The organism is Actinomadura rifamycini DSM 43936 (assembly GCF_000425065.1).
GTDB lineage: Bacteria > Actinomycetota > Actinomycetes > Streptosporangiales > Streptosporangiaceae > Spirillospora > Spirillospora rifamycini.
In genome coordinates, this window is sequence record NZ_AULB01000003.1 from 20,331 (window position 1) to 32,252 (window position 11,922).

Annotated in this window: 10 protein-coding genes; 1 reads left to right on the plus strand and 9 read right to left on the minus strand. The window is 76.7% G+C overall.

Features of this window, described 5'->3' with window-relative positions:
- Positions 1–186: 186 nt before the first annotated feature.
- The 5 genes from H505_RS0100070 to H505_RS0100090 are packed head-to-tail and all read right to left on the minus strand — an operon-like array spanning position 187 to position 6,203.
- Complete coding sequence (locus tag H505_RS0100070) at positions 187–1,041, minus strand: hypothetical protein (RefSeq protein ID WP_026400330.1); 855 nt, start codon at positions 1,039–1,041, stop codon at positions 187–189.
- A gap of 45 nt (positions 1,042–1,086) precedes the next feature.
- Complete coding sequence (locus H505_RS0100075; RefSeq protein WP_026400331.1) at positions 1,087–1,326, minus strand: hypothetical protein; 240 nt, start codon at positions 1,324–1,326, stop codon at positions 1,087–1,089.
- On the minus strand, positions 1,323–3,326 hold the full coding sequence (locus tag H505_RS38950; RefSeq protein ID WP_034516047.1) for a lipase family protein: 2,004 nt from the start codon (positions 3,324–3,326) through the stop codon (positions 1,323–1,325). Before H505_RS38950 ends, H505_RS0100075 begins: the two co-directional genes overlap by 4 nt.
- Positions 3,323–4,894, minus strand: a complete 1,572-nt coding sequence (locus H505_RS0100085) for a peroxidase family protein (protein ID WP_026400332.1) — start codon at positions 4,892–4,894, stop codon at positions 3,323–3,325. The genes H505_RS38950 and H505_RS0100085 overlap by 4 nt, the downstream gene beginning before the upstream one ends.
- A 1-nt stretch (position 4,895) precedes the next feature.
- The gene (locus H505_RS0100090) at positions 4,896–6,203 is read right to left on the minus strand and encodes a cytochrome P450 (RefSeq protein WP_026400333.1); all 1,308 of its coding nucleotides are present in this window, start codon (positions 6,201–6,203) and stop codon (positions 4,896–4,898) included.
- 260 nt (positions 6,204–6,463) lie between these two features.
- Between H505_RS0100090 and H505_RS38955 the strand changes: the two genes are divergently transcribed.
- Positions 6,464–7,504, plus strand: a complete 1,041-nt coding sequence (locus H505_RS38955; RefSeq protein ID WP_084549678.1) for an acyl-CoA desaturase — start codon at positions 6,464–6,466, stop codon at positions 7,502–7,504.
- Between the two features lie 1,246 nt (positions 7,505–8,750).
- Here the strand turns inward: H505_RS38955 and H505_RS38965 are convergent.
- From H505_RS38965 to H505_RS38970, 4 genes are read right to left on the minus strand one after another with little or no spacing between them, the layout of a single operon-like run.
- The gene (locus H505_RS38965; RefSeq protein WP_084549679.1) at positions 8,751–9,392 is read right to left on the minus strand and encodes a GTP-binding protein; all 642 of its coding nucleotides are present in this window, start codon (positions 9,390–9,392) and stop codon (positions 8,751–8,753) included.
- A complete protein-coding gene (locus tag H505_RS0100110; protein WP_026400334.1) occupies positions 9,373–9,741 on the minus strand; it encodes a DUF742 domain-containing protein in 369 nt (122 codons plus the stop codon). The genes H505_RS38965 and H505_RS0100110 overlap by 20 nt, the downstream gene beginning before the upstream one ends.
- Position 9,742: 1 nt before the next feature.
- A complete protein-coding gene (locus H505_RS0100115; protein WP_026400335.1) occupies positions 9,743–10,132 on the minus strand; it encodes a roadblock/LC7 domain-containing protein in 390 nt (129 codons plus the stop codon).
- Positions 10,129–11,643 (minus strand): ATP-binding protein, encoded by a 1,515-nt coding sequence (locus H505_RS38970; RefSeq protein ID WP_051299952.1) that lies wholly within the window; start codon positions 11,641–11,643, stop codon positions 10,129–10,131. Before H505_RS38970 ends, H505_RS0100115 begins: the two co-directional genes overlap by 4 nt.
- Positions 11,644–11,922: the final 279 nt, after the last annotated feature.

An 11,922-nucleotide genomic window follows, 5' to 3' on the forward strand; every position in this document is an offset into this window, starting at 1 on the left:
CTCCGCGCAGAACCGGCTGTTCGGGGAACATACACCGGACCGGCGAGGGGTCGCGGATTCCTTCAGGCCGCACGCAGCAGGCTTCGAATTCCTTTTCCGGACGGCCCGAAATTTCGGGCGCCCAGCGGCGGCCGCCGCGTTCCCGGCCCGGCGGACCATTCCCGGGACGGCCGGGCCGGGCGGGGGTCAGAAGCCCATGTCGGAGGTTCGGCCGATGTTGCGGGCTCGGCGGTTCATCTCCTCCTTGTACCACTCGATGAACTCCTCCTGGTGGCTCATGTAGGAGGCGTGGGCGTCGGAGTGGCCGGGGTACGGTTCGGCGCCCGGGTCGAGGGGGGACGGGGGCGTGTAGGAGGACGTGGCGATCGAGGTGTGGAGGCGCTCGTCGAGGCCGGTGGCGATGACGTGGGCGGCGAGGAGGGTGCGGAGGTGGGGCTGGGCGGACGGGTTGACCTGGGTGGCCGAGCCGGACACGAGGCGGCGGGCCCACAGCGTCCCGTCGGGGCCGAGGTAGCGGACGGCGTCGGACGCGGGGTCCTGCGGGGCGTTCGGGTCGGCGGACGGGGGCAGCGCCATCCGGACGACGACGTCGCACAGCGCCTGGTGGTTCGGGTCGCGCAGGTGGGCGCGGCCGGCGACGAGGGTGAGGCCGTCGGTGTCGAGGGGGCCGGAGGGCGGGTCGAGGGCCGCGCGGTGCTCGTTGGTGAGGTGCCCGATCGGACGTCCGTCGGGCGCGACGACGGCGTAGTGCGGCGGGCAGACGTTGCCGGCGAGCTTGTCGGGGCGGTCGACGAAGAAGAGCGTCGCGTTCTGGGCGTCCGCCACCCGGAGGGTGACGCGCGGGACGTGGTGCTGGGCGTTGGGCGGGGTCAGGGTCGGTCCGGAGGAGCGCATGAACCGCTTGAGGAACCCCTCTTTCCGCTCCTCCCCCACGACGACCGGGGACACGTCGGCGAGGACGGCGCCGGTGCCGGGGTCGGTCAGGCGGTAGTGCAGGTCCTGGGGCAGGGACTGCAGGTCGAACTGGGAGGCTTGGAACACGTTCGTCACCCTCGGATGTCGCGCGGACGGTCTGCCTGCCGGATGCTACCGGCGGCCGCGCGGCGGGCGGGGGCCGTCGGCCAGGGCGCGGAGGCGGGCGGCGGCCTCGGCGAGCTCCTCGGACGCGACGACGCAGGCGGTGATGTGCTCGTGCAGGGCGGTGAACAGCCAGTCGGGCGCGGCGTCGTGGGTGCGGAGGCGGGCGGCGAGGGCGCGGAGGCGGTCGGCGCATTCGGCCATGGTCCGGGCGTCGGCGGCGAGGACCGCGCCGTGGTCGCGGGTCACGCGGGGACGCCTTCGGTGCGGGTCGAGCGGTGCTCGCGGGACGTCCGGCACAGCAGCGGACGGGCGCCGTCCAGGCCCAGGAGGCGCAGGCGGCGGGCCATCGGGTGGTCGCCCCGGACCGTCAGGCGGGCGCGGGGCGCCGGGTGCAGGCGGGCGGGTCCGCGGACGTCGATGCGGGAGCGCAGCGGCGTCCCGCCGAGGAGGGAGCGGACGGCGACGCCGCGTTCGGCCGCCGGGAGCGCCGGGCCGAGGTCGCCGGCGAGGGACGCGGCGTCGCCGATCGCGAGGGCGGGTTCGAGGGCGACGGGCGCGGTGGTGGCGGCGTGCCCCCACAGTTCCCGGGCGATCTCGGTCGTGGCGGCGGTGCTGTAGACGGAGTCGACGAAGCGGACGGCGAGCGGGCTCCGGACGGCGATGCCGAGGTGCGCCTCGCGGTAGGGGCCGAGGCTCGTGTCGCGGTTGTCGAAGGCGTGCAGGACGACGAGGGCGCGGCCGCCGAGGAGGGCGGGGCGTCCGGGGCCGAGCAGGGCGCGGGCCGGGCCGGGGTCGGCGGTGAACCAGGCGGTGAGGGCGGCCCCGGACCGGCAGGTGATCGGCAGGTCGAGTTCGCGGCCGGCGACCGTCCGGCGGGTGGGCGCGGCGGGGGCGGGGTCGTCGAACAGCCGGTACACCTGCGAGCGGGTGACGGGGCCGTGGTAGCGGGCGAGGCGGCGGTCGATCTCCGCGCGGTGCTCGGGGAGGTCGTCGGCCAGGTTGGCGGTGTAGTGCTCGGCGGAGTGGCAGGCCGGGAACAGGTGGGTGGGGTCGGTGTAGTCGACGACGTACCAGCCGGGCCGGTCGATGCACGTCCCGGCGCCCTGGCCGTCGAGGGCGGGGATGATGTCGTGCTGGTTGGTGACGCTGGCGACCCAGGTGTCCGGGGACGCCGGGCGCTTGAAGTCGACCGGGGAGCCGACCGCGACGACGTGCGTGACGGTGCGGCGGGCGCAGAAGCCGGCGTCCTGGGCGAGGCTCATGACGGCCGCGCCGCCGGCGCTGTGGCCGATCAGCGCGATCTCCGCGCCGGGCGGGACGCCGTAGTCGTCGATGGCGCGGGCGAGCGCGCGGCTGTAGGGGCCGCTGTCGCGGACGGTGCTGCTGAACGCGCCGAGCAGGTCGCAGGGCGAGGCGTCGTCGGGCACGCCGAGCTTCATGCCGGGCGCGTGGACGACGTGGCGGTCGGTGCCGTCGGGGCCGCGGACGGTCTGGACGAGCACCCGCCCGCCGGGCCCGAGGGCGCAGATGTTGGCGAGGAAGTCGAGGATCGAGCCGCGGTCCCGCAGCCGGTCGGCGGGGTAGGGGACGCGGACGGCCGCGCCGGCGCCGGAGTCCAGCAGGGCGACGGCGCGGTTGCTGATGCCGGTGAGCGGGTCGGCGGTCGCGGTGCCGGCGCCGGTCGCGATGAGCCAGGCGGTCGCGTCGTTGAGGGGGTTGCGGTCGAGCAGGGCGCGCAGCGCGAGGACCTCGCCGAAGACCGGCGCGATCGCGGTGAGGGCGCGGACGGCGCCGCGGTCGCGCACGAGGGCGTACAGGGCGCGGACGGAGTCGAGGTCGCGGTCGGCGGCGACGGCGTCGACGAGCCGCCGGACGAGCGGGTCGCGGAGGAGCCCGGGGTCGGTGAGGCCCACGGCGGTGATGCGCAGCCGCAGCGAGGTGACCATCAGCCGGATCGCGAGGCTGCCGGCGCCGGCCATGCCGCCGAGCCGTGCCGCGGCGGTGCCGAGCGGGCCGCCGGTGAGGGCGTGCCCGAGCCCGCCGGGGCCGGCGACGGCCCGCAGCAGGGCGTGTTCGGCGCGGGCGGCGGCGACGGGCGCGCGCGGGAGGGCGGCGAGCGCGCCGCCGCCGGTGAGGGCGGCGGTGGCGTGCGCGGACGCCTCGCGGACGGCCACCGCGGTCTCGGCGAGCTCGCGGGCGGCGCGGCGCAGTTCCGCGGCGGTCGCGGGGGCGGTCTCGGCGGTCACGCGCCGCGCCGCGTCATGGAGACGAACCGGGGGCGGGGGTCCTCCGGGACGTTGCGGTGCAGGACGTCCGACAGCGTCCGGGTGCTCCCGATGATCCGCATGCCGAGCGGGGTGAACGTCTCGGGGGTGAGCACGCGCGGCGCCAGCAGCGGGTTGGTCAGCGCCTGCGAGAACGCGTCGATGGCGATGATCTTCGTGAGCAGCGGCGGGAGGATGGCCCGCGCGGAGCTCGGCTCCTCGGCGAACAGGCCGACGTACAGGTCGAGGTCGTCGACGCTCGTGTACAGCTCGCGCAGGGCGTTGCTCACCCGCGGGTCGCCGGACACGTGCTCGAACCGCCGGACGCGCGGGAAGCCGCAGTGCGCGCGGTAGTCGTTGTAGGGGGCGAGTTCGAGGGCCCGGGAGTCGGCGATGCTGGCGACGTCCACGGCGTGCAGGCTCGGGTCGGTGTTGAACAGGCCGATGCGCCCGGCGCGCTGCTCGGACGCCTCCTCGAAGAGCCGCCCGAGCCCGGCCTCGGGGAGCAGGTCCGGGGCGAAGAGGGTGGCGGGGACGGGGAGTTCCGATCCGCCGACGACCAGGGTGGACGGGATGAGGCTGTGCCAGCGGTAGACGAGGTTGAACTCGACCGACGCCCAGTTCTCGCGCTGCCACGGCGCGCCCGCGAGGCGGGCGGTGAGCGACGGGTCGAGCAGGAAGCGGAAGTGGTAGGGGGTGATGTGGTTGATGTACTCCTCGACCACCAGCTTGACGACCTCGACGATGACGATGTTGCGGGCCGTCTGGAAGAGGCGCTCGTCGTCCCACCGGGGGTTCCGCTCGGCGAGCAGGCGGGCCACCCGGTTGTGCTCGCGCAGGAACAGCACGGTGAGCATGGTGAAGCCGACCTGGGTGTTGCCGCGGTCGCCGGCGAGCGCGAAGAGCCGGTCGCGGCGCTCGTCCGGGAGCGTCTCGAACCGGACGACGTCCAGCCCGGCGAACTCGGACTTGATCTTGCCGTTCTCGCAGAGGTACGGCGGGAACTCGCCGCCGTTGATCGTCTGGCTCTTGAGCAGGCCGCCGTCGAAGGCGCGGACGGCGGCGGCCGCGGCGGCGTCGAGCCCGTAGAGGGGGTTGAGGTCGACGTGGTGGTTGGAGCTGCTCCGGCGGGGGTCGCGGGGCTCGGCGGCGTCGCCGCGCAGGAACCCGTCGGTGAACCACTGCGCGAAGTAGGCGAACAGGACGGTCGAGCGCGGGCACGGGATCGTGTCGCCGGTGCGGGCGAACAGGCCGGCGGCGCGTTCGGGCGCCGGGCGGGCGCCGTCCCGGACGGGGACGGGCGGGAGGTGCCGGCCGCTGAACGTCTTGTCGGTGAGCGAGGCCCAGGACGTGTAGGGGGCCATGGTGCTGAGCGGTTCGGGCCGTCCGGGCATCTCGCGGACCGCCCGGTCGATGATGGCGGCGTTGAGCCCGCGCCGCAGCGGGCGGACGCTCTCGGCGGCCCGCCACAGCGGGCGCCCGCGGGTGAGGGCGAGGTAGCGCAGCCGGTTGGCCGCGCCGTCGGTGGCGATGCTCCGCGCGCCGGGCATGTCAGGCGCTCCCTTCGCCGGACGGGCCGAGTCCGAGGACGAACCGGTCGGGGAACACGCCGCGGTCGCGCACGACGTCGCCGTCCGGCGGCGGCAGGAGCCGGACGTCCCGGCGCAGCAGGCGGCGCGCGACCTCGCCGACCACCGCGGCGCCGGGGTGGACGCCGAGGCACGCGTGCGGGCCGTGCCCGAAGTGCAGGTAGACGTCGGCGGGGCGGCCGGGGCGGTAGTCGTCCGGGTCGGGGACGGCGTCGCCGTCGAACATCGCGGACGCCGCGGCGGCGAGGACGAGCGTGCCGGCGGGGACGGTCGCGGCGTGCGGGGTGCCGGCGGCGAGCACGTGGTCGCGCTCGCAGAACCGCGTGATGACCTTGAGGAACGGGTCGAAGCGCAGCGCCTCCCAGACGTGGCCGTCGAACCGGGCGGGGTCGGGGCCGCGGGCGGCCGCCGCGGCGCGGGCGTGCGCGTCCGGCCGGGACAGCAGCTCGCGGACGAGGTGGACCAGGGAGCCGGACGCGTTCTCGACGAAGCCGAGCATGAGCGCCGCGACGTTGATCAGGACGCGTTCGTCGTCGACGCCGGCGCGGGCGGGGAGCGGCGTGCGGAGCAGGCGGTCGAAGACGTCCGCGGGCGCGTCGTCGCGGTGCCCCGGGGCGGCGCGGCGTTCGGCGAGGCGCTCGCGCAGGTGGTCCATCATGGCGCGGCCGGCGGCGGCGGACCCGGCGCGGACGGCGGGGTCGCCCGCCGGGTTCGCGGTGACGTCGGCGATCACGGCCCGGGACCAGCGGGAGAGGGTCGCCTCGTCGGGGCCCGCGAAGCCGAAGTACTCGGCGCAGACCGCGAGCGCGACGCGGCGGAACAGGCCGCCGACCGCCTCGATGCGGCCGTGCGGCTCGGCGGCGTCGAGGGCCGCGTCGGCGGCCCGGCCCGCGAGCGCCCGCACCGCCGGGACGTCCTCGGGCGGCAGCATGATCTGCATGAGGCCCCGCTCCCGCCAGTTCAGCGGCGTGGCGTCGCGGGAGAGGACGACCGGGCCGCCGAGGGCGCCCTCGAGCCGGTCGGTGTAGGCGGCGACGGTGAACACCTCCCAGCGGGACAGCACCTCGCGGACGTCCGGGGCGCGGGTGACGAGCGCCAGGCCGGGCGCGAGCAGGACGGGGCGCCGGGCGCGGAGTTCGGCGAAGAGGGGGCGCCAGTCGGTGCGGAGCCAGCCGGTGAGGAGCGCCGGGGCCGCCGCGGGGTCGCGGCGGACGGCCGCGTCGTACTGCCGCAGGTAACCCTCGGTGGTCGTCTGCTGGGACCGTTGCATGCGGCGGACCTCTTGTTCGGTCGGTTCCTGCGGCGGCGGGAGGGGGTTTCCGGCGCCCTGATCACGTGCGATCACACGTCGTGGCGGGAGATTAGCGGCACGTGACGATGATCACAATGCGTGATGACGAAAAGCCAGGACATGACGACCGTTTGTGACGTCTTCATTACTCTTCGGATACTGTCAGCGGTGTCCGGCGCCTCCTTCAATGGGCAGCGTCCGTCAATGGGCGGCGTCCGCCGGACCGACGAGGGGAACCGATGCCCGGATCCGCACCCGCCGCCGAGACCGTGGCGATCTCGCCGGCCCGGCGCGCCGCGTACCTGGTCGTGCTCGTCGCGCTCCCGCCGCTGGCCCTGGCCGCGGGCGTCGCCGTCGCCTGGGGGCGGGGCATCGGCCCGCGCGACGCGGTGATCGCCCTCGCCATGTACGTGATCAGCATCTACGGCATCGGCGTGGGCTACCACCGGCTGTTCACGCACCGGTCGTTCAAGTGCCGGCGCCCGCTGCGGATCGGCCTGGCGCTGGCGGGCGGGCTGGCCGTGGAGGGCCCGGTCAGCCTGTGGGCGGCCGAGCACCGGCGGCACCACAAGTACGCCGACCGGCCCGGCGACCCGCACTCGCCGTGGGCCTACGGCGAGACGGCCCGCGGCCTCGCGCGGGGGCTGCTGCACGCGCAGGCCGGCTGGTTCTTCACCGCGCGCCGCAGGTCCGACCGGCGGCACTGGGCGCCCGACCTGCTCGCCGACCCCGACGTCCGCCGGCTGGACGCCGCCTACCCCGCGGTGGTCGCCCTGTCCTTCCTGCTCCCCGCCGCGGCCGGGGGCCTGTGGTCGTGGTCGTGGGCGGGCATGTGGACGGCGCTGTTCTGGGGCGGCCTGGTGCGGTACGCGGTCGTCCACCACGTGACCTGGTCGGTGAACTCGCTCGCGCACGCCTTCGGCGACCGCGACTTCCGCACCCGCGACCGGTCGACGAACCTGCCGCTGGTCGCGTACCTGACGCTCGGCGAGGGCTGGCACAACTGGCACCACGCCGACCCGACGAGCGCCCGGCACGGGGTGCTCAAGGGGCATCTCGACCCGAGCGCCCGGCTGATCCGGCTGTTCGAGCAGGCCGGCTGGGCCTACGACGTCCGCTGGCCCGACCCGTCCCGGGTCGCCGCCCGGCGCGCGTCCGCCGAGCCGTCCGAGCCGTCCGAGCCGTCCGAGCCGTCCGAGCCGTCGGAGCCGTCCGAGCCGTCCGAGCCGTCGGAGCCGTCCGAGCCGTCCGAGCCGTCGGAGCCGTCCGGCGTTCCCTGAGGGCGGCCGGCGGGGTCGGGCCCGGCGACCGGATGCCTGCCCGGAGGTCCCCCCGGGTCGGCGTGGGTGAAGGTGACCGGGAGCCGGACCGGGCAGCGCGTCCACGGGGACGGCTCGTACTCGAGGTCGGCCGGGTCGATGGCGAGCCGGACGCCGCGCAGCGCGTGCAGGACGGTCGCGACGGCCGTACGGGCGATGGTGCGGGCCGGGTCGCGGGCGGGGCACGCGTGCGGGCCGGCGCTCCAGGCGAAGTGCGCGCGGTTGCCGCGCTGCCAGAACCGGGCCCCGGCGTGCGCGCGGACGTCGTGCGCGACGGCGGCGAGGCCGAGGACGAGGGCGTCGCCGCGGGCGATGGCGCGGCCGCCCAGCTCGGTGTCGCGCAGCGCGAACCGGGCCGGCATGTTGATCATCGGGGGCGCGACGGCGAGGACCTCGTCGAGGGCGTCGTCGATGCCGAGCCGCCCGCCGCGGACCCGTCCGGCGAACCGGGGGTCGGTCAGCATGAGCCGGAGCGTCTGCGCGATCCAGCTCATCGTCGTGTGGTTCCCGGCGGACACGAGGACGGCGACCGACCGCAGCGCCTCGGCTTCGCCGCGCAGGCCGGGGTGCGCGAGGAGCAGCGACGCGACGTCGTCGGCGGGCCGCGCGCGGCGGGCGGCGAGGAGCCCGCCGAGCAGGGCCTCCAGGCGGCGGTCGCCGTCCCGGGCGTCCTCCCCGGAGCCGCCGGAGAGGGCCCGCACGGCGTCCCGCAGCTCGCGGCTCTGCCGGGGGTCGAAGCCGATGAGGCCGCCGAGGGCCAGCAGCGGGACGGTCGCGGCGTACTCGGCGACGAGGTCAGCGGAGCCGCGGTCGGCGAACGCGCCGATGAGGCCGCGGCACAGGTACTCGACGGTGCGGCGCAGCCGGCGGTGGTCGACGGCGGCGATCGCGTCCTCGACGGGGCGGCGCAGCCGGCGGTGCTCCTCGCCGTCGTGGCCGGTGACGTTGTCGCGGAAGAACATCATCGGGCCGAGGGGCGAGTCGGGCCGGACGGCGCCGTCCCGGAAGGCGCGCCAGTCGCGGCCGTCCCGCGAGTACAGCCGCGGCGACCCGGTGACCGTCTTCAGCTCCTCGTAGCCCATCACGAGCCAGGCGTGCACGCCCGGTTCGAGCTCGACCGGGGCGACGGGGCCGTGGTCGCGCCAGAGCCGGTCGAACACCGGCCCCGTGTCGGGGCAGGTGGTGGTGGCCGCCAGCGGCAGGGGGTTCACGGGGCGGGCTCCCGGACGGTGAGGGCGTGCTCGGCGAGCGCGACGAGGGCCGCGACGGACGAGTCGCGGTCGAGGGCGTTGCAGTCGACGATCGGGGTGTGCGGCAGCAGGTCGAGGGCGCCGCGGAGCCGGTCGTGGGGGTGCGGCGGGGTGTCGGGGAAGTGGTTGACGGCGACCGCGAACGGCGCGGCGACGTGCGTCTCCACCTGGTCGAGGACGTCGAAGCCGCCGGCGAGCCGCCGCGAGTCGACGATCACCAGGACCCCGACGGCGCCCTCGGCGAGCCCGGCCCACATGTCCCAGAAGCGGCGCTGGCCGGGCGTCCCGAACAGGTAGAGGGCGAGAGACGGGTTCAGGGTGATGCGCCCGAAGTCCATCGCGACGGTCGTGGACGTCTTGCCGGGGAGCCGCGCGAGGTCGTCCACGCCGGTGCTGGCCTCGGTGATGGGCTCTTCGGTGCGCAGCGGGCGGATCTCGCTGACCGAGCCGATGAACGACGTCTTGCCGACGCCGAAGTCGCCGACGACGAGGATCTTGGCCGTCCGGGCGACGGTGTCGGCGACGTACGGCCCCGGCGGACCGGGCGCGGCGGGCGGGGCGGGCGGATCAGAGGGAGCGTCAGAGGGCGCGGAGCCCATCGAGCACCTCCTTCAGCAGGTCGATTCCGGGTTCGGTGTGGCCGCCGGCGAGGGTCTCCAGGCGGCCGGCCGCGACGAGGTCGCCGACCAGCACCCGGACGGCGCTGACCGGCAGCTCCAGGTGCGCGGCGGCCTCGGCCACCGACAGGACGCCGCCGGCGCAGAGCCGCAGCAGCGCGCGGAGCTGCGGCGGGGCGTCCGCCGGGAGCGGTTCGGCGGCCCCGGCGGGCGGCGGGACCGCCTTCAGCAGCGTGTCGACCCCCACCCGGGCCCCCGGGCCGGCGGCGCGGCCGCCGGTGACCACGTAGGCCCGCAGCGGCGTGTCGCGGTACTCGCCGGGGCCGGACAAGTCAGCCGCTCCCCCGCGCGGGCGTGGCGAGCTGCTCGCCGAGCTTCAGCACGGTCGCCTGCATCTCCTGCGCGACCAGCGCCGCGTTGATCACCGGGCCGGTGACGACGGCGAGGCACGAGCGGGCGGCGGCGCTGCGGACGAACAGGTAGCCGCCCTCGTGCCCGACCATGAGCTGGTGCAGGGCCTTGGCGCCGGTGCCGAACTCCCCGGCCTGGTCGCGGGCGAGGGACAGCAGCCCGCTGCACCGTGCGGCGAGCCGGTCGGCCTCGTCCCGTCCGGTGTCGGCGGAGCGCGCCTTGAGCAGGCCGTCCACGGTGCACACGATGGCGTGCCGGACGCCCTGGACGCGGGCGAGCCGCGCCACCACCCAGTCCTGGTCAGCCGTCATCGGTCCTCCTGTCGTCGGTTCGGTGGTGCCCCGGGGGGCGGGGCGGGCGCGTCCGGCGCGGGGGTGTTCGGCGCGGGTGCGCCGGGCGCGGGGGCGTACGGGATGAGGGCGTCCATCAGCGCCCCGGCCTCCTCGGGCGTCTCCGGCGGCGGCGCGACCGGCGGCGGGCCGGGCGGCGGCACCGGGCGGAGGGCGGCGCGGTGGCGGCCGCGGCGGGCGACGCGCTGCGGGAGGGCGTCGCCGGGGCCGGCGGGGCCGCCGTCCCCCGCCGGGTCCGGCGCGGCGGGCGGCTCGGGCCGCGGCGCCGGGGCGTCCATGGCGTCGGGGACGAGGACGACGGCCTGCAAGCCGCCGTAGGGCGACTCCCCGAGGCTGACCTTGAAGCCGTGCCTCCGCACGTAGCGGGCGATGACGGCGAAGCCGAGGCGCGGCACCTCGCCCATCTCGGCGAGGGTGACCTCGCGGGAGCCGTCCAGCAGTTCGCGGGCGAGGGTGAGGCGGGGCTCCTCGAGGCCGGCGCCGTGGTCGTCGACGCGGAACACGGCGCCCTGCGCGGCGGCGGTGACGCGGACGGTGACGGGCGCGGCGGTCGGCGACGACTCGGTGGCGTTGGCGAGCAGTTCGGCGAGGACGTGGATGACGGCCTCGAGCACGACGGGCCCGACCGCGAGGTCGGGGTCGCCCTCGATGCGGACGCGCTGGAAGTCCTCGATGCGGGCGGCGGCGGACTGCACGACCTCGGCGAGCCGCATCGGGGTGTCCCACTGCTGGCCCTCCCACGTCCCGGCGGCGACGGCGAGGCCCTGCGCGAGGCGGGCGGACTGCGCGGCGAGGTGGTCGATGGCCTGGCAGGCGAGGTACACGTCGGCGTGGTCGCTGTGCCGTTCGGCGGTGACGGCGGCCTCGGCCTGGACGCGGTGCATGGCGGACTGGACGCGCCGGGCGAGCGCGACGGTCGCGAGCTGCTGGGACTCGAGCCGGCCGCGGGCCTCGGCGCGCAGTTCGGCGACGGCTTCGAGGGCGGCGTCCCGGGCGGCGGCGAGCGCGGCGCCGCCGGAGCCGGCGCCGGGGTCGCCGGCGAGCGGCGGCGGGACGGGCTCGCCGCGCAGCGCGGCGGGCAGCTGCGCGGTCAGCAGGTGGTCGGCCATCGCGGCGAGGGCGTCGCGCTGCGCGGCGACGCCCGCGACCTGGGCGTGCCGGGCCCGTTCCCGGTCGGTCTCGGCCCGGTCGCGGCGCCGCAGCTCGTCGTCGCGGCCGCGCAGTTCGGCGGCGTGCGCGGCGGCGTCCCGGGCGGCCGCCGCGCACGCGGCGCGGCAGCGGGCGTGCAGCCGCCACGCGGCGGCCGCGGCGGCGAGGGCGGCGACGGCGAGCAGGACGGCCAGCCCCCGGTGCAGCGGTCCCGTGCCGCCCCCGGGCAGCAGGGGCGCCGCGACGGCGAGCACGGCCGCGCCGGCGGCGGGCAGCAGCGCCGCGGGCCCCGGAGCGGACGGGAGCGGGGTTGTGTTCATCATCGGCTTTCGTGACGGACGAGGTGACGCGGCGCGCGGCGCGTCCCGCCGGGCGGAGGGGGGTCACTCCGGCGGGACGGGCGGACTCCATTCGGGCGTCCGATAACCGCAATGCGGACGGGACGAATGCGCGGCCCGGAAAATGGCCGTGTTCCCGTCCGGTGTCGCGTGCGACATTCGGCCTCGAGATTCACGCTGGGGGGATTTTGGACTTCGCAAGCAAAGCGTGACGCACCGCGCCGCGTCAAGGCGATCCCGGGCGAACCATCGGTGACGCTCAGG

What these genes read in the sequence shown, in the direction of transcription:
- H505_RS0100085 (WP_026400332.1), bottom strand. Translation starts at nt 4,894, where the DNA reads ATGCCCGGCGCGCGGAGCATCGCCACCGACGGCGCGGCCAACCGGCTG.
- H505_RS0100090 (WP_026400333.1), bottom strand. Translation starts at nt 6,203, where the DNA reads ATGCAACGGTCCCAGCAGACGACCACCGAGGGTTACCTGCGGCAGTAC.
- H505_RS38955 (WP_084549678.1), top strand. Translation starts at nt 6,464, where the DNA reads ATGCCCGGATCCGCACCCGCCGCCGAGACCGTGGCGATCTCGCCGGCC.
- H505_RS38965 (WP_084549679.1), bottom strand. Translation starts at nt 9,392, where the DNA reads ATGGGCTCCGCGCCCTCTGACGCTCCCTCTGATCCGCCCGCCCCGCCC.
- H505_RS0100115 (WP_026400335.1), bottom strand. Translation starts at nt 10,132, where the DNA reads ATGACGGCTGACCAGGACTGGGTGGTGGCGCGGCTCGCCCGCGTCCAG.
- H505_RS38970 (WP_051299952.1), bottom strand. Translation starts at nt 11,643, where the DNA reads ATGATGAACACAACCCCGCTCCCGTCCGCTCCGGGGCCCGCGGCGCTG.